This window comes from Amycolatopsis ruanii (genome assembly GCF_003385175.1).
Classification (GTDB): Bacteria; Actinomycetota; Actinomycetes; order Mycobacteriales; family Pseudonocardiaceae; genus Amycolatopsis_E; species Amycolatopsis_E thermalba.
The window spans coordinates 1-20127 of sequence record NZ_PQHY01000084.1 but is presented as its reverse complement, the minus strand read 5'-3'; the positions used below and the strand labels follow the sequence as shown (position 1 = coordinate 20127).

General features: G+C 73.2%; 19 protein-coding genes. 11 read left to right on the top strand and 8 right to left on the bottom strand.

Features of this window, described 5'->3' with window-relative positions:
• Positions 1 to 103: 103 nt before the first annotated feature.
• Positions 104 to 1423 carry a PQQ-binding-like beta-propeller repeat protein gene (locus tag D0D28_RS30345; protein ID WP_116114465.1) on the bottom strand — a complete coding sequence of 440 codons (1320 nt, stop codon included), beginning with the start codon at positions 1421 to 1423 and terminating at the stop codon, positions 104 to 106.
• 98 nt (positions 1424 to 1521) lie between these two features.
• The gene (locus D0D28_RS30340; RefSeq protein WP_116114463.1) at positions 1522 to 2091 is read right to left on the bottom strand and encodes a TetR/AcrR family transcriptional regulator; all 570 of its coding nucleotides are present in this window, start codon (positions 2089 to 2091) and stop codon (positions 1522 to 1524) included.
• A 163-nt stretch (positions 2092 to 2254) separates the two neighbouring features.
• Between D0D28_RS30340 and D0D28_RS30335 the strand changes: the two genes are divergently transcribed.
• Genes D0D28_RS30335 through D0D28_RS30325 form a run of 3 tightly spaced genes read left to right on the top strand, consistent with a single transcriptional unit; the run spans position 2255 to position 5824 of the window.
• A complete protein-coding gene (locus tag D0D28_RS30335) occupies positions 2255 to 2707 on the top strand; it encodes a (2Fe-2S)-binding protein (RefSeq protein WP_116114461.1) in 453 nt (150 codons plus the stop codon).
• A complete protein-coding gene (locus tag D0D28_RS30330) occupies positions 2694 to 3653 on the top strand; it encodes an FAD binding domain-containing protein (RefSeq protein WP_094005458.1) in 960 nt (319 codons plus the stop codon). The genes D0D28_RS30335 and D0D28_RS30330 overlap by 14 nt, the downstream gene beginning before the upstream one ends.
• Complete coding sequence (locus D0D28_RS30325; protein WP_116114459.1) at positions 3653 to 5824, top strand: xanthine dehydrogenase family protein molybdopterin-binding subunit; 2172 nt, start codon at positions 3653 to 3655, stop codon at positions 5822 to 5824. The genes D0D28_RS30330 and D0D28_RS30325 overlap by 1 nt, the downstream gene beginning before the upstream one ends.
• Positions 5825 to 5865: 41 nt before the next feature.
• Here D0D28_RS30325 and D0D28_RS30320 read toward each other — a convergent pair whose 3' ends face one another.
• The gene (locus tag D0D28_RS30320) at positions 5866 to 7074 is read right to left on the bottom strand and encodes an oxygenase MpaB family protein (RefSeq protein WP_116114457.1); all 1209 of its coding nucleotides are present in this window, start codon (positions 7072 to 7074) and stop codon (positions 5866 to 5868) included.
• Positions 7075 to 7262: 188 nt separating this feature from the next.
• Here D0D28_RS30320 and D0D28_RS30315 point away from each other — a divergent pair, with 188 nt between their 5' ends.
• On the top strand, positions 7263 to 8423 hold the full coding sequence (locus D0D28_RS30315) for a TetR/AcrR family transcriptional regulator (RefSeq protein WP_116114455.1): 1161 nt from the start codon (positions 7263 to 7265) through the stop codon (positions 8421 to 8423).
• A gap of 53 nt (positions 8424 to 8476) precedes the next feature.
• Here the strand turns inward: D0D28_RS30315 and D0D28_RS30310 are convergent, their stop codons facing one another.
• The 3 genes from D0D28_RS30310 to D0D28_RS30300 form a co-directional block, all read right to left on the bottom strand.
• Positions 8477 to 9586 (bottom strand): hypothetical protein, encoded by a 1110-nt coding sequence (locus D0D28_RS30310; protein ID WP_116114453.1) that lies wholly within the window; start codon positions 9584 to 9586, stop codon positions 8477 to 8479.
• 70 nt (positions 9587 to 9656) lie between these two features.
• Complete coding sequence (locus tag D0D28_RS30305; protein ID WP_162831238.1) at positions 9657 to 10079, bottom strand: anti-sigma regulatory factor; 423 nt, start codon at positions 10077 to 10079, stop codon at positions 9657 to 9659.
• A gap of 254 nt (positions 10080 to 10333) precedes the next feature.
• Positions 10334 to 10813: a MarR family transcriptional regulator gene (locus D0D28_RS30300; protein ID WP_338024707.1), complete on the bottom strand. Its 480-nt coding sequence runs from the start codon at positions 10811 to 10813 to the stop codon at positions 10334 to 10336.
• A gap of 131 nt (positions 10814 to 10944) precedes the next feature.
• Here D0D28_RS30300 and D0D28_RS30295 point away from each other — a divergent pair, with 131 nt between their 5' ends.
• A complete protein-coding gene (locus tag D0D28_RS30295) occupies positions 10945 to 12099 on the top strand; it encodes a PP2C family protein-serine/threonine phosphatase (protein WP_116114451.1) in 1155 nt (384 codons plus the stop codon).
• Between the two features lie 102 nt (positions 12100 to 12201).
• Positions 12202 to 13122, top strand: coding sequence for a LysR substrate-binding domain-containing protein (locus tag D0D28_RS30290; RefSeq protein ID WP_116114475.1), 921 nt, complete (start codon positions 12202 to 12204; stop codon positions 13120 to 13122).
• Positions 13123 to 13124: 2 nt separating this feature from the next.
• On the opposite strand, the gene D0D28_RS30285 is transcribed toward D0D28_RS30290, so the two are convergent.
• Positions 13125 to 14366 carry a flavin-containing monooxygenase gene (locus tag D0D28_RS30285; RefSeq protein WP_116114473.1) on the bottom strand — a complete coding sequence of 414 codons (1242 nt, stop codon included), beginning with the start codon at positions 14364 to 14366 and terminating at the stop codon, positions 13125 to 13127.
• Between the two features lie 183 nt (positions 14367 to 14549).
• On the opposite strand from D0D28_RS30285, the gene D0D28_RS30280 reads away from it, so the two are divergent.
• From D0D28_RS30280 to D0D28_RS30260, 5 genes are all read left to right on the top strand, one after another.
• The gene (locus tag D0D28_RS30280) at positions 14550 to 14972 is read left to right on the top strand and encodes a RidA family protein (protein WP_116114449.1); all 423 of its coding nucleotides are present in this window, start codon (positions 14550 to 14552) and stop codon (positions 14970 to 14972) included.
• Positions 14969 to 15634: a DUF1028 domain-containing protein gene (locus D0D28_RS30275; protein WP_116114447.1), complete on the top strand. Its 666-nt coding sequence runs from the start codon at positions 14969 to 14971 to the stop codon at positions 15632 to 15634. Before D0D28_RS30280 ends, D0D28_RS30275 begins: the two co-directional genes overlap by 4 nt.
• Positions 15634 to 16770 (top strand): M20 family metallopeptidase, encoded by a 1137-nt coding sequence (locus D0D28_RS30270; RefSeq protein WP_116114445.1) that lies wholly within the window; start codon positions 15634 to 15636, stop codon positions 16768 to 16770. Before D0D28_RS30275 ends, D0D28_RS30270 begins: the two co-directional genes overlap by 1 nt.
• Before the next feature lie 27 nt (positions 16771 to 16797).
• Complete coding sequence (locus D0D28_RS30265; RefSeq protein ID WP_116114443.1) at positions 16798 to 18195, top strand: aspartate ammonia-lyase; 1398 nt, start codon at positions 16798 to 16800, stop codon at positions 18193 to 18195.
• A 164-nt stretch (positions 18196 to 18359) separates the two neighbouring features.
• Complete coding sequence (locus D0D28_RS30260) at positions 18360 to 19721, top strand: MFS transporter (RefSeq protein ID WP_116114441.1); 1362 nt, start codon at positions 18360 to 18362, stop codon at positions 19719 to 19721.
• A 17-nt stretch (positions 19722 to 19738) separates the two neighbouring features.
• Here the strand turns inward: D0D28_RS30260 and D0D28_RS30255 are convergent.
• Positions 19739 to 20127 (bottom strand): hypothetical protein (locus tag D0D28_RS30255; RefSeq protein ID WP_205413398.1); only part of this gene is annotated, 389 nt, incomplete at its 5' end.

The following is a 20127-nucleotide window of genomic DNA, read 5'->3' as shown; positions in this document are numbered from 1 at the left end:
GCGTGCGCCGGCCACCCCGCGGAATGGACCTCGGAAGCTCGGCCCCGACATGCGCCGCGATCCCCGGGTGGCGTTGTCCGTCACAACGTTTCCGGCGGAGCGCTCACCCCTTGACCGGATACGCCACGGGGGTGCCGTTGTCATCCACGCCGATGCCGGCGTACTTGCTGACCAGGACCGGGACGGCGCCGGGCTCGGTGGAGCGGTCCCGGCCCGTCGCGGCGTCCAGCACGATGGGCTGCCCGCCCTCGGTGGTGCCGTAGACCGCGCCGTGCCAGGCGGTGGTGACGCTGCCCGGCGCGACGCGGTTGGCGGCCCGGTCGGGCAGGCTCCACAGCTTCGCCGCGGTCTTCGCGTCGTAGCCGGTGAGCACGCCGTCCTGCTGGCACAGCAGAACCGAGCGCTCGTCGTAGAGGCACTCACCGTAGGCGCGGGAACCGAACCCGCGCTCGCCCTCCAGCTTGACCTTCTCCGCGCCCGTGGCGGGGTCGAGGAACAGCAGGAACGGGTGACCGGTCCCGTAGTCGGTGCGGTTGACCACGACCAGCGACGGATCGGCGGGGATCATCGTGAGCTGGCTCGACTCGCGGGCGCCCACCCACTTCTGCTGACCGGTGGTCACGTCGACCGCGGTGGCCTGGGTCATCGAGGAGTTCTCCGGCACGTTGTAGTCGGTGCCGACGAGGACGTCGCCGTGGACGCTGCCGGCGTGGTAGTCCTTGCGGTCCCACAGGATCCGCCCGCTGGCGGGGTCGAGCGCGACGGTGAGGTGGTCCTCGTCCTGCTTGCCGTAACTGGCGATCACGGCGGTGCGGGTGACGGCGACGACCTGCGTGACGGCGTTCTGCGCGTCGGCGTAGGGGCTGTTCGACACCGGGATGTCCACCTGCCACCGCTTGGTGCCCGACTCCGCCTCCGCCGCGACGACCGACAACGCGATCGAGGCCGGAGTGGTGCCCCGTTCCGGGATGACGACCGGCACGGCGGCCACGGCGAGCTCGTCGGTGACCGCCGGGGGACGCGGGCCGGTGGGGTTGACGAACGGCCCGCTCTGGCCGTTCGGGTCGCCGGGCTCGCCGTCGACCGGGACGGTCCACTTCTGCTGCCCGGTCAGCACGTCCACCGCGGTGAGGGCCGTGGGGGTGATGATGTAGGCGGTCCGGTCGCGCAGAGCGGCGAACGTCGACACCACCGAGCCGGCCGCGTTGGCGCGCAGCGCGGTGGTGGGCAGGGCGACCGCGGCGGCGGCGTCGAACGCCGTGGGCGGGTCAGCGGTCTTGGCCTCGGGCGCCGTGGACGTGGACGCCCGCCCGGCCGACGCCGAGGTGGCCGGCCCCGTCACCGGATCGTCGCCCGACCCTCCGCACCCGCTCACCGTGATCACGGCCGCCAGGCACGTCACCGCCACCAGTGTTCGCCGCATTCGTGTGCACCTCTCCCCCAAGGACGCCGCTCGGCACGAGCCGCCGGTGAACCTTAGCGAACGGAGCCGCGACGCGGGTCACGTTTCACACAATCGCGTCAGTCCGCGCGGATTCCGCGCCACACGAGGTCGACCAGATCCGCGCTCTCGCGCTGCCAGTCGCCGTCCGGGTCGAGGTGGAGCAGGCCCAGCAGGCCGCGCATCACGGTTTCGGTGTCGACGTCCGGCCGCACCGAGCCGGCCTCGACGTTGGCCCGGAGCAGGGTGCCCATCGCGTCGCGGATGGACTGCACGGCGCCGGCCGGCAGCGTCCCGCGCTGCGCCGTCGCCGCGGCCAGCGCCTTCGCCAGGCCGCGCTTGGTCATCATGTAGGGCGCCAGGTGGTCCGTCGTCCAGGTGCGGAACGCCCCGGCCGGGCCGGCCTGCTCCAGCAGCTCCGGCACGACCTCGACCAGGTGCCGCACCTCGCGCTCGTACACGGCCAGGATGAGGTCCGCGGGCGTGGGGAAATGCCGGTAGACGGTGCCCACGCCGACCCCGGCCCGTTTCGCGATCGCGTTGAACGACACCTCGCCCGTCCCGGCGAGGGTCTCCGCCGCGACGGCGAGGATGCGCTCGTGGTTGCGCCGGGTGTCGGCACGCCGCGGGCTGACCGAACCCGTCGTCATAGTCCCTCCCTCGCCCGGTGCCGGACCACCGTAACCCGGCCACCTGGAGCAGCTCCGGGGGTACTGTGCGTTGCGAAGCGGATTGTAATCCGATACCGTCGATTCCAGCGCTAGCGGATATTTATCCGGTTCCATTTCCCCCACGCTGTCAGGGAAGAGATCAGTGGACATCTCACTCGAAGTGAACGGCCACCCCGCACACCTGAGCGTCGGCCCCGGCGTGACGCTCCTGGACGCGCTGCGCGAACGGCTCGGCGTCACCGGCCCCAAGAAGGGCTGTGACCGCGGCCAGTGCGGCGCCTGCACGGTGCACGTCGGCGGCCGGCCCGTGCTGTCCTGCCTCACCCTCGCCGCCACCGTGACCGAGCCGGTCACCACGGTGGAGGGACTGTGCACAGGGGACGAACTGCACCCCGTGCAGCGGGCCTTCGCCGAGCAGGACGCGCTGCAGTGCGGGTTCTGCACGCCGGGGCAGATCATGTCCGCGGTGGCCGCCGTCGAGCAGGACGTCGAGGACGTCCGCGAGTTCATGTCGGGCAACCTCTGCCGCTGCTCGGCCTACCCGAACATCGTCGCGGCCGTGGAGCGGGCGAGGAGGGCCGATGCGTCCCTTTGAGCTGACCGCCCCGGCGACCGTCGCCGACGCGCTGGGCTCGTCCGGCACGTTCCTGGCCGGCGGCACCACGCTGGTCGACCTGATGAAGCTCGACGTCCTGACCCCGCGGCACGTGCTGGACATCAACGGGCTCCCGCTGCGCGGCATCGACACCGGCGACGGGCTGCGGATCGGCGCGCTGGAGCGGATGGCCGACATCGCCGCGCACCCCGGCGTGTATCCGGTGATCTCGCGCGCCCTGCTGCTCAGCGCGTCGCAGCAGCTGCGCAACATGGCGAGCATCGGCGGCAACCTGATGCAGCGCACGCGGTGCACGTACTTCCGGGACGTGACCACCCCGTGCAACCGGCGCGACCCGGGCAGCGGCTGCCCCGCGATCACCGGCGCGAACCGGATGCACGCGGTGCTCGGCACGAGCGAGGCGTGCGTCGCCACGCACGCCAGCGACGTGGCGGTCGCCCTCGTCGCGCTCGACGCCCGGATCCGGCTCGCCGGGCCCGGCGGCGAGCGCGTCGTCGCGCTCGCCGACTTCTACCGCACCCCCGGCGACACCCCGCAGCACGAGCACGATCTGCGCCCCGGTGAGCTGATCACCGAGGTCGTCGTGCCGCGGCTGGACTGGGCCGCGCACTCGGCCTACGTCAAGGTGCGCGACCGGCAGTCCTACGAGTTCGCGCTGTGCTCGGCCGCGGTCGCCGTGGACGTGCGGGACGGGCTCGTCGCCGACGCCCGGGTGGCGGCCGGCGGGGTGGCCACCGTGCCGTGGCGCCTCACCGCCGTCGAAGCGGCGCTGCGCGGGAAACCCGCCACCGAGGAGTCCTTCACGGCGGCGGCCGCACTCGCCATCGAGGGCGCGAAACCGCTGGCGGAGAACGCTTTCAAGCTGACGTTGCTGCCGCGGACGATCGTCCGCGCCCTGCTCGAAGTCACCGAGGGGAGCCGCTGATGCCCGCACGGCTGGACGCGCCGCTGAAGGTCACCGGCGGCGCCGAGTACGCGCTGGACCGCCACCTCCCCGGCATGGTCCACGGCTACGTCGTGGTCAGCACGATCGCGCACGGCGAGATCGAGAGCATGGACGTCACCGCGGCGAAGAGCGCCCCGGGCGTGCTCGGGGTGTATTCGCCGTTCGACCCGCTGACGCTGAACCCCGTGACCACACCGATGTTCGGGGACACGTGGGTTCCCCTGCAGGACAAGGAAGTCACCTACGTCGGCCAGCCGATCGGCTTCGTCGTGGCGGAGACGTTCGAGCAGGCGCGGGACGCCGCCGCGCTGGTCGAGGTCAGCTACCGCGAGCTGCCCGCGCTGACGTCGCTGGAGGACGGGCTGGACACGGCCGTCGAGGCCGCGCCCGGGCACGTGGACGCGCCACCGACGCTCAGCGTGCTGGAGGACGGCGTCTCCTCGATCGAGGAGGCGCTCGCCGCCAGCCCGGTGGTCGTCGACGCGACCTACCGCACGGCGGCCCAGCACCACACCCCGATGGAGCCGCACTCGGCCGTCGCGGCGTGGGCCGACGGCACGCTCACCGTCTACAGTGGAAACCAGGCGGCCAATCTGCAGGCCGTGGAACTGGCCATGGCGCTGGGGCTGGAGCCGTCGGCGGTGCGGGCGGTGAACCCCTTCGTGGGCGGCGCGTTCGGCGGGAAGGGCCGCACCTCGGCGCCGGCGTTCCTGGCGGCCGCCGCCTCCCGCGCGCTCGGCAGGCCGGTGAAGGCGGCGCTCACGCGGGAGCAGGTGTTCACGGCGACGGCGGGCCGGGCGGCGACGGTGCAGCGGATCACGCTGGGCGCCGAACGGGACGGCACGCTCGTCGCGCTGCGGCACGACTCGTGGTGCAGCACGGACTCCGCCCGGTCGTTCATCGAGCCGACCTCGCACGGCACGTCCCGCGAGTGGTACGCGACGCGGAACCTGGCGATCAGCCAGCGGATCGTGCCGCTGCACCTCCCGCCGACCACGTTCATGCGCGCGCCCGGCGAGGCGCCCGGGTCGTTCGCGCTGGAGAGCGCGATGGACGAGCTCGGCGGCGCGCTCGGCATGGACCCGATCGAGCTGCGGCTGCGGAACAACTCGCTCGCGCCGCCCGGCCGGGACCTGCAGTGGTCGAGCAAGCACCTGGACGAGTGCTTCCGCATCGGCGCGGAGCGGTTCGGCTGGGCCGAGCGCGCGCCGCGGGGACGCGCCGACGGCGACTGGCTCGTCGGCATGGGGATGGCCGTGGCGATGTTCCCCGCGCTCCGGTTCCCGGCGTCGGTCGGGGTCACCCTCAACGCGGACGACACCGCGGACATCCAGACCAGCGGGGCGGACCCGGGAACCGGGCTGCTGACCGTGCTGTCGCTGGTGGGCGCCGAATCGCTGGACATCGCACCCGGGCGGATCACGCCCCGCCTCGGCGATTCGGCGCTGCCGCCCGGCGGCATGTCCGGCGGCTCGACCGCCACCGCCAGCGCGGGCACCGCGATCATGGCGGGCGCGGCCCAGGTGATCGACGAGCTGCTCGCGGTGGCCTCGGCCCCGGGAGCCCCGTTCGCGGGTGAGGAGGTCACCTACGCCGACGGCCGCGTCCACGGCGCGGGCCGGTCGATGACCTTCGGCGAGGTGCTGCGCGCGACGGGCCGCCCGAGCCTGACGGCGGTCGGCTCGTCGGCGCCCGGCGAGGAGCTGACCAAGCACTCGTTCAGCTCGTTCGGCGCGCAGTTCGTGGAGGCCCGGGTGCACCGCCTCACGCGCGAGGCCCGGGTGTCGCGGATGCTCGGGGTCTTCGACGGCGGCCGGATCATCAACGAGCGGGCGGCGCGCAGCCAGCTCCAGGGCGGCATGATCTGGGGCGTGTCGGCGGCGCTGCACGAGGGCTTCGAGGTGGAGACCGGCGGCCGGTTCGCCAACGCCGATCTCGCGGGCTACCTGATCCCCGTCAACGCCGACATCCCCGGCATCGACGTGCACTTCGTCGAGTACCCGGACACGCTGCACAACGACCTCGGCGCCCGGGGCCTCGGCGAGATCGGCACCGTCGGCGTGGCGGCGGCGGTCGCCAACGCGATCCACAACGCCACCGGCATCCGGGTCCGCCACATCCCGATCCGGATCGAGGACCTGCTGGACTGACCGGCACCCGCGGGGCGGCCGGACCGCCCCGCGGGACGGTGTCAGGTACCCGGCCGGTTCCCGGTGGGGATGGTGATCGGGGTGGTCGTCGGCGACTTGCCGTTGTTGAGGAACAGCATCGCCAGGGCGCGGACGAACTGGTCGAACATGTAGAACCCGGCCGGGGCGACCGGCAGCAGCCCCTCCCGGAACGCGATGTAGGCCGGCCACCCGGCGCGGATCAGGCCGGCGGCGGCGTAGTCGCGGCGCAGGCCGAGCCAGTCGCCGATCTCGTCGCTGAGCACGTACCGCACGAACTCGTTGAGGAAGCCGCGCGTGACGCCCAGGTCGACCTGCGCGGTCAGGCCGAGCAGGTCCTCGGCCAGCTCGTGGCCCTCGAACGTCGGCGCGAGCAGCGGGGTGAGCACCTGCGCCGACTGCGCGTCGGCGTCCGCCCAGGTCTTCGGGATGAACTCCGCGCGCACGCCGAGCAGGTGGATGGCGACCTGCCAGGAGTGCAGGAACGCCTCCTCGTCGGCGGCCGACATCGGGACCTTCCACTCGATCAGCTTCCGGTGCACGAAGGTGCCCAGGCTGTGGAAGGTGATCAGGATGTCCCCGTTGCTGATCGGGATCCGCTCGTCGGCGACCGCCGTCCAGTGCGGCGACTGCGGCAGCAGGTGCCGCACCGCGGCGTGCACCAGGCGCGTCTTGTTGGCGGTGACCACGAACTGGCCGGACGGCTCGAACGCGTTCAGATCGCTCAGGTCGTAGCCGAAGGTGAACGTCTTGGCCGCGCGGTCCTTCATGTCGGCGCCGCCCGCGGACCAGTACACCGACTTGGCCTCGCGCGGGATCACCGTGCTCATGATGCCGCTGCCCAGCCCGTAGAGCATGAACAGGTAGGTGTCCTTGCGCCGGTTGAAGTCCGCGGCGCGGCGCAGCTTGACCGGGTCGGCCCAGGCGGGCAACCGGTTGACCTTCTGCAGGTGGGCCGTCAGTTCGGCGGGCAGGCCGGCGGGCAACGGATCGCGGTTGTTCACCCAGGACGCCATCGCCGTGTTCACCGCGGGGATCCGGCCGGTGGCGAAGAGCCCGGCGACCAGGTCGTCCACCTCGTCGTCCCAGACCCACCACGGGTCGGTGCCCGAGCCGGTGCCGGCGACCGAGCGCGCCGGGGACCACGCCCACGCCGGGGTGGCGCTCGCCGCGCCCGCCAGGCCGAGTGCCACGCCCAGCGACAGTGCTCGCCTTCGGTTGAGATCGCTCATTTACTTACCTAGCTTCCTCGGTAGGTTTGGTGCGGTGTCAACTGCCAGCTCCAGGGGAGATTTCTCATTAACATATCGGCGGTGGGCACCGGTCGGCAAGACGTGCCGCGCGCGGGCGCGGCGGCCGGGGGCGCGCTTCGTGGTTGACTGGCGCGTATGGCCCAGTCCCCGCGTACGTCCGACCCACGGTGACCGCCGAGCCGGCCGCGGCCGTCCGGCCCCGCAACCGCAGGCAGCTCATCGTGGAAGCGGCCGGGCGGGTGTTCAGCGAGCGCGGCTACCACGCGGCGTCGATGGAGGAGATCGCCGCCGGGGTGGGCATCACCGCGGCCGCGCTGTACCGGCACTTCCCGAACAAGTACGCGCTGTTCGCCGAGTGCGCGAACGTCATGGCCGACCGGCTCGTCCGCACGCTCGACGAGGTGCCGCCGGAGGCGTCCCTGGCCGACGTGCTCGCCGCCGTCACCCGCGTCACCGTCGCCCACCGCGCCTCCGGCGGCGTGTACCGGTGGGAGGCCCGCTACCTCGACCGCGACGACCGCCGGGTGCTGCGGGGGAAGTTCACGCGGGTGGTCGAGCGCGTGGCGGAGGTGGTGCGGCGGGAACACCCGCTGCCCGGGGAACACCTGCGGGCGGTGGCGGCGCTGGGCGCGATCGGGTCCATCACGATGCACCACACCTCGATCGCCCAGCGCCGGCTGGAGGACCTGCTGCGGGACGCCGCACTGCGGGTGGTGGCGGCCGATCCGGCAGCCGGCGCGAGCCCGCGGCTGGTCGAACTGCCCGTGCAGCCGGTGCCCCGGACCCGGCGCTCGGAGATCCTCGCAGCCGCGGTCCCGCTGTTCGAACGCGACGGGTTCGCCACCGTCACCAACGGCCGGATCGCCGAGGCCGTGGGACTCGTCCCGTCCGCGCTGTACCGCTACTTCCCCGGCAAGGCCGACATCCTCGCGGCCGCGTGCCTGCAGGCGGCCGGACTGCTGACCCAGGCGGTGGACCACAACCTGCGCGGGGTGACCGGCCCGCGCGACGCGCTCGCCGCGCTGGCGGCGACGTACGTGGCCTACAGCTTCGAGTACCACGCGCTCACCACGGTCGCCAACGCCGAGATCGTCGGCCTGCCCGACGACCTGCGGCGGCCGCTGGTCGCCGCGCAGCGCGAGCACATCGCCGTGTGGGAGCAGCAGCTGCGGGCGGTGCGCCCGGACCTCGGCTCGCGTCAGGCGCGGGTGCTGGTGCACGCCGGGTTCGGCGTGGTGGTCGAGGCCGGCCGGCGGCTGCGGTGGCAGGACAGCCCGGCCCACCGGGCCGGGATCACCGCGCTGGTGCTGGCCGCCCTGGGCGCGTGAGCGCTACGCGGCCCTGAGCACCGGAGGCGTGCCGTGGCGGTGGGCGGCGCCGGTCACCGGGACAGGGCCGGGAACGCCTGGCGCAAAGCGGCGAAGAGCCGGGGATATCCGCCGCCGACGGTGACGGTGGCGTGGAACAGGGTCTCGGCCGCCGCGGCCAGCGGATCGGCGGCGGCGGCCGAACACACCGCGGGCAGCGCCGCGTGCTGCTGGGAGACGCGGGCGTGGCGCCCGTCGTAGGAGGACACCGTCGTGTAGACCACGCGGGCGTCGCCGCCGATGCGGTCGAACAGGGCGACGTGATCGTCGAACGGCGGCGGGACGGCGGTGCCCTCGCCGAGCGCGGCCAGCGCCGGTGCGACCCAGTCGAGACCGTCCAGGCCGGCCTCCGCGCAGGCCCGGCGGGCCACCCACACCGCGACGGCGCGCTGCGTGGTCTCGTCGAGCTGCTCGATCGCCTCGGTGAGATCGCGGTCGAGCGCCGCCAGGACCAGGCCGCCGTTCACCCGCCTGAGCCGCTCGCCCGGTGGCCGGCCACCCCACCGCCGCACCTCGGCGGCCCGCGCGGCCTCCCGGAGCGCGCGTTCACGGGCGAGACGTTCCTGCCGCCGGGCGGCCTCCCGCTGCTCCGGGGTGGGCGGAGGCGGCAGGGTCCGGGCGTGGTCGTGCCAGTAGGCGGCGATCGCACTGGTCTGGCGCACGACCGCGTCGGCCGCCGGGGGCGCGGGCCACAGCTGGAGCAGGTACCGGTCGAGCAGCGGCTCCCCGTCGAGCCGGGTGTCCCGCTCCCGGGCCCGGTCCATGCCGGACGCGCAGTACCGGACGCGGTAGGAGACCGGCGCGAGGTCCAGCGGCCAGCTCGCCTCGGCCGTCCACTGCACGAGCCGCACCGTCGCGGTCGCCGGCCGGAACGAGACCTCGACGACGTCCTCCCAGTCCGGCCCCACCGGCGGCGGCGCGTCGAGGACCTCCACCGTGACCTCGACGTTCCCGGTGTGCAGGCCCGTGGTGAGGAACAGCAGACCGGGCACCGCGGCCCCGCACAACCCGTTGGACTGGCCGCCGCGCGCGTCGGTCAACCCGTCGAAGAACCCGTCCGTCCGGCTCTCCACGGAGAACTGCCCGTAGTGCACGTGCAGCTCACCTCGGAACAACAGAGTCACCGCGGCAGTCTGCCAGCCCGGCCCTCCGCCGGGCGCGGGGCCGCAGCCGCACTCTCCACAATGGATCGTCTCACCGGGTCCAGCGCAGCACCGTGGCTATCGTGCCCTCCCCCGGCGCCGACCGGATCTCGAACTCGTCCACCATGCGGCGCGTGCCGCTGAGGCCGTGGCCCAGGCCGCCGGTCGTGCTGTAGCCGTCCGCCATCGCCGCCGCGATGTCCGTGATGCCGGGGCCGAGGTCACGCACCGTGAGGCGCACCCCGTAGCGGCCGTCCGGCGCGACCACCGTCTCGATGGACAACGTGCCGCCGCCCCCGTGCACCACCGCGTTGCGCAGCAGTTCGCTGGCCGCCGTGACGATCATCGTCTGGCCGACCAGGTCGAAGCCCAGCTGGAGCGCGACCCGGCGCACCGCGTGCCGCCCGCCGAGCAGGTCGTTGTCGTCCCGGATCAGCTCGATGCCGCCGGGCAGGGTCTCACCGGCCGAGGTCAACGCGGGCCCCTTGCCGCTCGGGCTCGCGTCGGGGGCATGGGGCGGGCCTGGGTGCGGCTCTCGCACGCCGGCGTCCGTCGTGCACCATCGTTCCGCCCTTCGTAGCCACCCGCGGCGAACCCGGACCGGCGATCGGGACCATGACGGGCCGGATGCACGCGAGCTGCTTGAGGCGCTAAACTGTTGTCGTTCGACAAATGTTAGTGGATCCCGCAGCGCCGGGACAGCCCGGTGGAGGAGTGGATGCGCGTGGGCTACTCGGCCGCCGGCTCGCCGGTCAGCGCGCGCGTCGCGTCCCGGAAGGCGGTCAGTCCGTCCAGCAGCGCCGCCCGCGCGTGCGCGGGCATCCGCTCGACGACCGAGCCGAGCCGGTGCTGGCGCCGGGCACGCAGGTCGGCCAGGTACGCGTGGCCCTCCCGGGTCAGCGACAGGCGCACCTCGCGGCGGCTGCTGGGATTGGGGGCCCGGTGGAGGAAGCCGACGGCCTCCAGCCGGTCGCACAGCCTGCTCACCGACGGCGCGGTGGAGTCCAGCGCGCGGACCAGCGCGCTCAGGCTGACCCCGGCGGCCTGCTCCAGGGCGACCACCGCGCGCAGCTGCGACGCCGACAGCGGCACCGGCGAGGTGTCGCGCGCGCCCTCCCACATCACGTCGAGCAACTCGGCGACCTCGACGACGAGCCGCGCCAGGCTCTCGGTCGCCGCCGGCTCGTCCACGTGATTCACATCGTCCACTGTCGCATCTCTATGCTGTGCTGTCAGGACGGCCCCGGTGCCGGGCCCGGTCACAGTGCTGGCGGCTGCGATCTCGTTGGTGACGGCCGCCTCCCGGCGGTCGTCCGGCATCGGTAAAGGCGGACCCGAGCGTGACCACCCCAGTCAGCATCGACCAGGAGCTGAGATCGGCCGCACCGCACGAGCTGCTCGACGTGGTGCGCGCGCACCTGGCCGAGCACTTCCAGGCTATCGGAGCGGACCTGCTCATGGCCGATTACGGCCTGACCATGCTGCAGCCGGTCGCGACGCTGCCCTACACCACCCGGCCGCTGCCGGTGGCGGGCAGCGTCGCGGGCGAGGCGTTCACCAGCCAGCAGGCGGTGGCCCGGCCCGCGGACGGCGGCGCGGTCACCCTGTTCCTCCCGGTCAGCGTGCGCGGGGACCGGCTGGGCGTGCTGTCGGTGGACCTGCCCGCCGCGCCGGCGGACGCGGCGGTGGCCGGCCTGCTGCACCTGGCCGACGCGCTGGGCCACGAGATCATCATCGCCGAGCGGGACACCGACCTGTACCTGCAGGCGCGGCGCGCGCGGCGGCTGACGCTCGCGGCCGAGATGCAGTGGCAGCTGCTGCCGGGCCGCTCCTGCGCCCGGCCGGAGTTCCGCATCGGCGCGCAGCTGCAACCGGCCTACGCCATCCGCGGGGACAACTTCGACTGGTCCACCAGCGCCGACCACCTGATCCTCACCGTCTCCAACGGGATGGGCGAGGGGATCGACGCGTCGCTGCTGACCAACCTCGCGGTCAACGCCCTGCGCAACGCCCGCCGGGCCGGCGGGCCGCTGGCCGACCAGGCCATGCTCGCCGACCAGGCCGTGTACGCGAAGTACCGCGGCCGCGCGCACGTGGCCACCCTGCTGCTGCGGTTCGACCTGACCACCTCCGAGGTGGAGGCCATCGACGCGGGCTCACCGCGGTTGTGGCGGCTGCGCGGCGGCGAGGCGGAGCCGATGGTGTTCGAGCAGCAGCTGCCGCTGGGCATGTTCGAGGACACCCCCTACCGCAGCGAGCACTTCCGGGTCGAGGCCGGCGACCGGCTGATCCTGGTCAGCGACGGGGTCTACGGCGCCGCGCCGGCCCGGGAGCAGGCGCAGCTGGCCGCGCTGTCGGAAGTCATGCACGCCACCCGGGAGCTGCCCGCGGCCCACGTCCCCAGCGCGATCCTGGACCACATGAGCGGGTTCCGCGACCACACCGCGGCCACCGACGACTCGACCGTGGTGTGCCTGGACTGGCACGGCCGCTGACCCGGCCGCGGGTGCCCGGCCGCCGGCCCGGATCCGGTGTGGACGGACCCGCACCGGGCCCCGGTCGTGGCGGCGCCGGGGGCGGCGAGGCAGGATGACGCGGTGAGCGAGCCCTCCTTCACCCTCGTCCAGCTGCGGTACTTCGAGGCGGCGGCCCGGCACCTGAGCATGACCGCCGCCTCGCGGGAGCTGATGGTGTCGCAGTCGGCGGTCTCCACCGCGATCGCGCAGCTGGAGCGGGAGCTGGGCGTGCAGCTGATGCTGCGCCACCACGCGCGCGGGCTCAGCCTCACCACCGCGGGCCAGGAGTTCCACCAGCGGGTGCTGGACTTCCTCGCCCACGGCGCCGAACTCGTCGAAGCGGCCCGGCAGGCCGGGACCGAGCTCGTCGGGTCGCTGACGGTCGGCTGCTTCTCGACCCTGGCGCCGTTCCGGCTGCCCAGCCTGCTCGCCGAGTTCGAGCGACGCCACCCGCAGGTGCGGGTGTCGGTCCGCGAGGGCGAGCACTCCGCGCTGAAGGCGGCGCTGCGGGCCGGGAAGTGCGAGGTCGCGCTGCTGTACGGCTACGACCTCGACGACGACATCGAGCACGTCGTCGTGGACACCGCGCCGCCCTACGTGCTGGTGGCGCCGGACCACCCGCTCGCCAAGCGCAAGGGCGGCACGGTGTCGCTGGCGCAGCTGGCCGGTGAGCCCATGGTGCTGCTCGATCTGCCCAACAGCCGCGAATACCTGCAGTCGGTGCTGCGCGACGCCGGTGTGGAGCCGGTGATCCGCCACCGCACCAGCGGGTACGAGACCGTGCGCGCCCTCGTCGCGCACGGTCACGGGTTCGCGGTGCTCAGCCAGCGCCCGCCGGTGGAGACGACCTACGCGGGCGCGCGGGCCGTCCCGCTCACGGTCACCGACGAGGTCGCGCCGCTGGAGATCGTCGTCGCGTGGATGCGCGGCGTGCGCCTGACCCGGCGGTCACAGGAGTTCGTCAAGCTGTGCCGCGACCTCTACGCGCATCCGGACCGCTGACCTCACTGCCGCAGGTACCCGCGCTGGGTGGTGATGTGGTCGGCGACGAACTTCGCGTCGTGCCACACGCCCCAGATGAAGCTCGATCCGCGCCGCGCCAGCCAGGGCAGGCCCAGGAAGTACACGCCGGGTTCGGTGGAGACGCCGCGGCGGTGCCGCGGCCTGCCGTTCTCGTCGAGCGCGTCGACCTGCAGCCAGCCGTAGTCGACGGCGAAGCCGGTCGCCCACACGATCGAGGTGATCCCGGCGGCGGCGAGGTCGAGTTCGAGGGTGGGGTCGGTGACGCAGGCCGGGTCGGGACCGAGTTCCCGTGCCTCCGGCTCCTCGGGCAGGTCCAGGCCATTGCGTTCGACGAAGGCGTCGGCCTCGTCGAGCAGCGCCAGGTAGTTCGCGTCGCCGCGGGCGATGTTGGCGCCCAGGTCCGGGTTGAACCGGAGGGTGCCGCCGTCGAACGAGCTGGTCATGCCGACGAGATTGATACCGAGCGCCGCCAGGGCGCGGAAGTCCACAGTGTGCCCGCCGCGGGCGCCGCTGACGGCGATGGTGACGTGTTCCGCGCCGCGCGGCGGGGTGTCGGCGTCCCACTTGCCCAGCACCCCGAGCCACCAGCAGAAGTCCCGCCCGCGGTACCGGCGCGGCGGGCGGTCGTGCGGGCCCACCGACAGGTACACGCGCCGCCCCGACCGGTGCAGTTCCTCGGCGATCTGCACCCCGGACGAGCCGGCCCCGACGACGAGCACGGCGCCCTCGGGCAGCTGCTCCGGGTTCCGGTACGAGCTGGAGTGGATCTGCACGGGCCCGGCGTCGTCCGGGACGATCGGCGGGATCACCGGCCGCTGGAACGGCCCGGTCGCGGCGACCACGAACCGCGCGTCGAGCGGCCCGTCGGAGGTCTCCACGCGGAATCCGGGCCGGCCGGTGTGCCTGCGGACCGAGGTCACCTCCACCCCGGTGCGGATCGGCGCGGCGATCTTCTCCGCGTAGGCCTCGAAGTAGCCGACGATCTGGTCCTTGGACGCGAACGCGTCGGGGGCGAGGTCGCCGAACTCCAGCCCCGGGAAGCGGTCGTGCCACGCGGGGCCGTTCGCCACCAGCGAGTCCCACCGCTGCGTGCGCCAGCGCTCGGCGATCCGGTGCCGCTCCAGGACGAGGTGCGGCACCCCGCAGTCGCTCAGGTGCTCACTCATCGCCAGCCCGGCCTGGCCCCCGCCCACGACGAGGACCTCCACCTCTCGGCTCGACATCCAGACCTCCACCTCGGTTGTGTGTGCCTCACCGAATCCTGGTGGCCCCGAGATTTCCTGTCCAACAGATGTTGTTGGCCTTGAACATCTGTTTTCTCGATGCTCAGAGCATCAACGGTTCCGATGCAGTGGTGCTGAAACATCTGTTGGACAGAAGCTACGAGGCCGGTCACGCTGATCCCCGTGACCACGCACAAACGGATCCGCCCGTTCAACACCCGCGACACCTATCCCGAGCAGAACCTCGACAACGACCTGTGCCAGGCCGTCGTCGCGAACGGCACGGTCTACGTGCGCGGGCAGATCGGGCAGAACCTCGACACCAGCGAGTCGGTGGGCATCGGGGACGCCGCGGCGCAGGCCGAGCAGGCGATGGCGAACATCAAGATGCTCCTGGAAGAGGCCGGGAGCCGGATGGAGCACCTGGTCAAGCTGACCATCTACCTGATCGACCCGCGGTACCGGGAAGCGGTCTACCGGGTGGTGGGCCGCTGGACCAGGGGCGTGCACCCGATCTCGACCGGCGTGGTGGTCTCCGCGCTGGCCCGCCCGGAGTGGCTGTGCGAGATCGACGCGATCGCGGTGATCCCGGAGGAGGAACGGTGACCTTTTCCCTCGTGGCCCGCGACGGCGACCGGTTCGGTGTCGTCGCCAGCTCCTCCAGCCCGGCGGTGGTGGCCCGCGTCGCGCACCTGCGGCCCGGCGTCGGCGCGGCCGCCTCGCAGAACGTCACCGACCCCCGGCTGGGCACCCGGCTGCTGGACCGCCTGGCCGAACACGGCGACGCCGGGCAGGCACTGTCCGAAGTGGCCGGTGCCGCGGAGAACATCGGCTACCGGCAGCTGACCGTGCTCGGCCGCACCGGGCCGGGTTTCGCCTACAGCGGCGCCCGCACCCTGGGCACGCACGCGACGGCGACCGCGGACGGCGCGGTCGCGGCGGGGAACATGCTCGCGGGCGAGCACATCCCCGGGGTGATGATCGAGGCGTTCGCCGCGGCGACCGGCGAGCTGGAACAACGCCTGCTCGCCGCGCTGCGGGCGGCGGTGGCGGCCGGCGGCGAGGAAGGCCCGGTGCGGTCGGCCGGCCTGGTCGTGGTGGCCGACGTGGACTGGCCGGTGACCGACCTGCGGGTGGACTGGGCCGACGACCCGGTGGACCGGCTGGCCGGGATCCTCGAGGTCTGGCTGCCGCAGCGCGACGACTACGTCCGGCGCGGGCTCGACCCCGCCTCGGCTCCGTCCTACGGCGTTCCCGGGGACCTGTGATGGCCGCCAAGGACGCCGCCCGCGCGGTGATCGACCGGCACGCCGACGAGCTGATCCGCCTGTCCGAGCGGCTGCACGCCGACCCCGAGACGGCGTGGGAGGAGCACCGGGCCGCCGCGATGGTGCCCGAGCTGCTCGACCGCGCCGGGTTCACGGTCACCGCGGGCTACCTGGGCCTGGACACCGCGTTCCTGGCCCGGTTCGGCAGCGGCCCCACCCGGATCGCGGTGTGCGCCGAGTACGACGCCCTCCCCGGCCTGGGCCACGCGTGCGGGCACAACCTCATCGCCGCCAGCTCGGCCGGCGCCGCGCTGGGCCTGGCCGCCGTCGCCGACGACGCCGGGATCACCGTCGAGGTGTACGGCACCCCCGCCGAGGAGGGCGGCGGCGGCAAGATCGAGATGCTCGACCGCGGCGCGTTCACCGGCGCGGACCTGGCGATGATGGTCCACCCGGCGCCGGTCGACGTCGCCGAGGCCCGCCCGTTCGCGGTGAGCCACTCCAAGATCACCTACACCGGCAAGTCCGCCCACGCCGCCGCCTACCCCGAGGCGGGGATCAACGCCGCGGACGCGTTCACCGTCGCGCAGGTCGCGATCGGGCTGCTGCGCCAGCAGCTCCCGGCCTCGGCCCGGGTGCACGGCGTCGTCACGCACGCCGGCGACGCGCCGAACGCGATCCCGGAGAACGCGACCGGGCGCTGGTACGTGCGGGCCGAGACGCTGGCCGAGCTGGCCGAGCTCGAACCCCGCGTGATGCGCGCGTTCGAAGCCGGCGCGCTGGCGACCGGCTGCGAGCTGCGCGTGGAGCCGGAAAGCAAGCCGTACGCGGAGTTCCGCGCCGACGAGACGGCGCTGGCCGCCTACCGGGCCAACGCCGTGGCGCTCGGCCGCGAGTTCGCCCCGCCCGGCACGGCGGCGCGGATGAACCGCGCGTCGACCGACATGGGCAACGTGTCCCAGGTCGTCCCCGCGATCCACCCCTACATCGGCATCGGTTCGCTGCCCGCGGTCAACCACCAGCGCGAGTTCGCCGCGTTCTGCGTCGGCGGCACCGCCCAGCGGGCCCTGATCGACGGGGCGATCGCGCTCGCGTGGACCGGCGTGGACCGCGCCACCGTCCCCACACCCACCTGAGCTTTTTCCGAATCCAGGAGGACAAGGATGTCCCGGATCGAGCACGACATGCTCGGCGAGATCAGCGTGCCCGCGGACGCCTACTACGGCGCCCACACCGCCCGCGCGCTGACCAACTTCCCGATCACCCGGGAGACGCTCGCGGACCGGCCGCACCTGGTCACCGCGCTCGCGGCGGTGAAACAGGCCGCCGCCGCGGCCAACGCCGAGGTGGGCGCGCTCGATCCGGCCAAGGCCCGGGCCATCGCCGCCGCGTGCGCGGAGATCCGCGGCGGCGCGCTGCACGACCACTTCGTCGTCGACCTGATCCAGGGCGGCGCCGGGACGTCGACGAACATGAACGCCAACGAGGTGATCGCCAACCGGGCGCTGGAACTGCTCGGGCACCGCCGCGGCGAGTACGGGGTGCTGCACCCGCTCGACCACGTCAACCTCGGGCAGAGCACCAACGACGTCTACCCGACCGCGGTCAAGCTCGCCCTCGACCGCCACCTCGCCGAACTGCTCACCGCCGGCCGCTGGCTGCGGGACGCGTTCGGCGCCAAAGCGGCCGAGTTCGGCGACGTGCTCAAGATGGGCCGCACCCAGCTCCAGGACGCCGTGCCGATGACGCTGGGCCAGGAGTTCGGCGCCTTCGCGGCCACGCTCGCCGAGGACGAGCAGCGCCTGGCCGAAGCGCGCCTGCTGCTGCACGAGCTGAACCTCGGCGGCACCGCGATCGGCACCGGTCTCAACGCGCGCCCGGGCTACCGCGAGCGCGCGGTGGCGCACCTGCGGGCGCTGACCGGGATCCCCACGCTCGTCTCCGCCCCGGACCTCATCGAAGCCACCCAGGACGTGGGCGTGTTCGTCCAGCTGTCCGGGGTGCTGAAACGGGTCGCGGTCAAGCTGTCGAAGATCTGCAACGACCTGCGGCTGCTGTCGTCCGGTCCGCGCGCCGGGTTCGGCGAGATCACGCTGCCCGCCCGGCAGGCCGGCTCCTCGATCATGCCGGGCAAGGTCAACCCGGTGATCCCGGAGGCGGTCAACCAGATCGCGTTCGAGATCATCGGCCACGACGTCACCGTCACCCTCGCCGCCGAAGGCGGGCAGCTGCAGCTCAACGCGTTCGAACCGGTGATCGCCCGGGCGCTGACCGCCGGGCTGGACCACCTCACCGCCGGCATCGGGGTGCTGACCCGGCACTGCGTCGCCGGGATCACGGCCCACCGCGAGCACCTCGCCGATCTGGTGGCCGCCTCGACCGGACTGGTGACCGCGCTCAGCCCCGTCCTCGGTTACGAGACGGCGAGCGCGATCGCGCTGGAGGCGCACCACTCCGGACGGCCGGCGCTGGACGTGGTGCGGGAACGGGCCCTGCTCACCGAGGAGCAGCTGCGTGAGCTCACCACACCCGAGGCCCTCACCGGCCGGCGCGTCGCCTGAACGGCACCGTCCACTGTGAACTCTGTGTTACCCCGCCGTTGGGCCCCGGTGTCATCGCAGCTCACCGGCTCTGCTTCGGATCTTCCGATGCAGTGCTCCGTCTCTTTCTTCTTGTCCGATGCTTCGGCCGCGCTTAGCGTCGTCCGCGAACCCGAGGAGGCACCATGACCACCCGCAACACCCCCGCGGCCGGGGATCTCACCGAGGCCCTCGCCGATCCCGCGTCGCTGCGCCGCAGCGTCGCGGCCGGCGCGGTCGGCGTCTTCGTGCACTGGTTCGACTGGGCCGCCTACGCCTACCTGGCCAGCACGATCGCCGACGTCTTCTTCCCGGACGAGAACAGCACCGCCGGCCTGCTCGCGGTGTTCGGGGTGTTCGCGGTGTCCTTCGGCATCCGCCCGGTCGGCGCGCTGGTGTTCGGCCCGCTCGGCGACCGGATCGGCCGCAAGCGCACGCTGTCGCTGGTCATCTTCGTCATGTCCGGCGCGACCCTCGCGATCGGACTGCTTCCCGGCTATGCGACGCTCGGGATCTTCGCGCCGCTGCTGCTGGTGCTGCTGCGGCTGGTGCAGGGGTTCGCCGCGGGTGGCGAGTTCGGCAGCGCGGCCAGCTTCCTCGCCGAGCACGCGCCACGCCGCCGCCGCGGGTTCGGCGTCAGCTGGCTGGAAGTGGGCTCGCTGCTGGGGTTCCTCGCCGGATCGTTCGTGTTCTTCCTGCTGTCCACGGGTTTGTCGCCGGACCAGCTCGCCTCGTGGGGCTGGCGGATCCCGTTCCTCATCGCCGCACCGCTGGGCGTCATCGGGTTCGTCATCCGCACCAAGATCGAGGACACCCCGGAGTACCGCGCGCTCGAGGCCACCGGCAGCATCCCGCGCAGCCCGGTGCGGGAACTGTTCCGGCACAACAAGAAGCAGCTGCTGCAGGCCGCGGGCCTGATGACGATGATGCACGTCCCGTTCTACGCGGTGCTGACCTACCTGGTCACCTACGAAACCGACCACCTCGGCCACTCCGCGGGCAACGCCGCGCTGCTGTCCACCGTCATCTCGCTCGCCGGGCTGCTGCTGGTTCCCGCGTTCGGCCGGCTGTCCGACCGCGTCGGACGGCGGCCCGTCCTGATCGGCGCCGGGATCGCACTGTTCGTCCTCGCCACGCCGGCGTTCCTGCTGATGCGCACCGGCCTGGCCGGGACGTGGATCGCCGGGCTCGGCCTGGGCGTCATCCTCGCCGCGATCCTCGGCACGTACGCGGTGTGGTCGGCGGAGATCTTCCCGACGCGCACCCGGCAGGGTGGCCTGTCGATCGCCTACAACCTGACCGCGGCGTTGTTCGCCGGCACCGTGCCCTACCTGATGACGGTGCTGATCTCCGCGGCCGGCAGCACCCTGGTGCCCGGCCCGTACCTGATGGCGGCGGCGGTCCTCGGCCTGGTGGCGGCGTTCTCCCTCCGCGAGACGGCGGGCGCTCCCCTGCTGCGGGCCGAAGACCTGCGCGACGGCGCCCGCGCCCCGGTCCACCACGAGTAGGTCGTGGCGGCCGGGTGTCAGGTGATCGGCCCCGGCTGGAGCACCAGCGCGGGCTTGCCGTCGACGAGGGTGAGGCCGACCTCGATCGACGGTGAGCCGCGGAAACCGAAGCTCGCGCTGCCGAGGCCGGGGCCGATGCTGGACTGGGTTCCGCCGCCCTGCGGGTAGGTGACGGCGAAGGAGAGGCTGTCCGCGCTGAAGGCCGTCACGCGCATCGACGAGTAGTGGAACCGCTTGGCGTCCAGCGGGATCGTGGTGGGCTTGGACAGCAGGAGGGTGCAGTCGCCGTCGAAGCAGTCCCGGACCTTCGAACTCGGCGGGGCGGGCGGGTTCGGGTTGGTGGACGGCGGGGTCGTCGTGGGGGTGGCCGAGGTGGCAGGCGGCACCGTGGTCGTCGGTTGGGCGG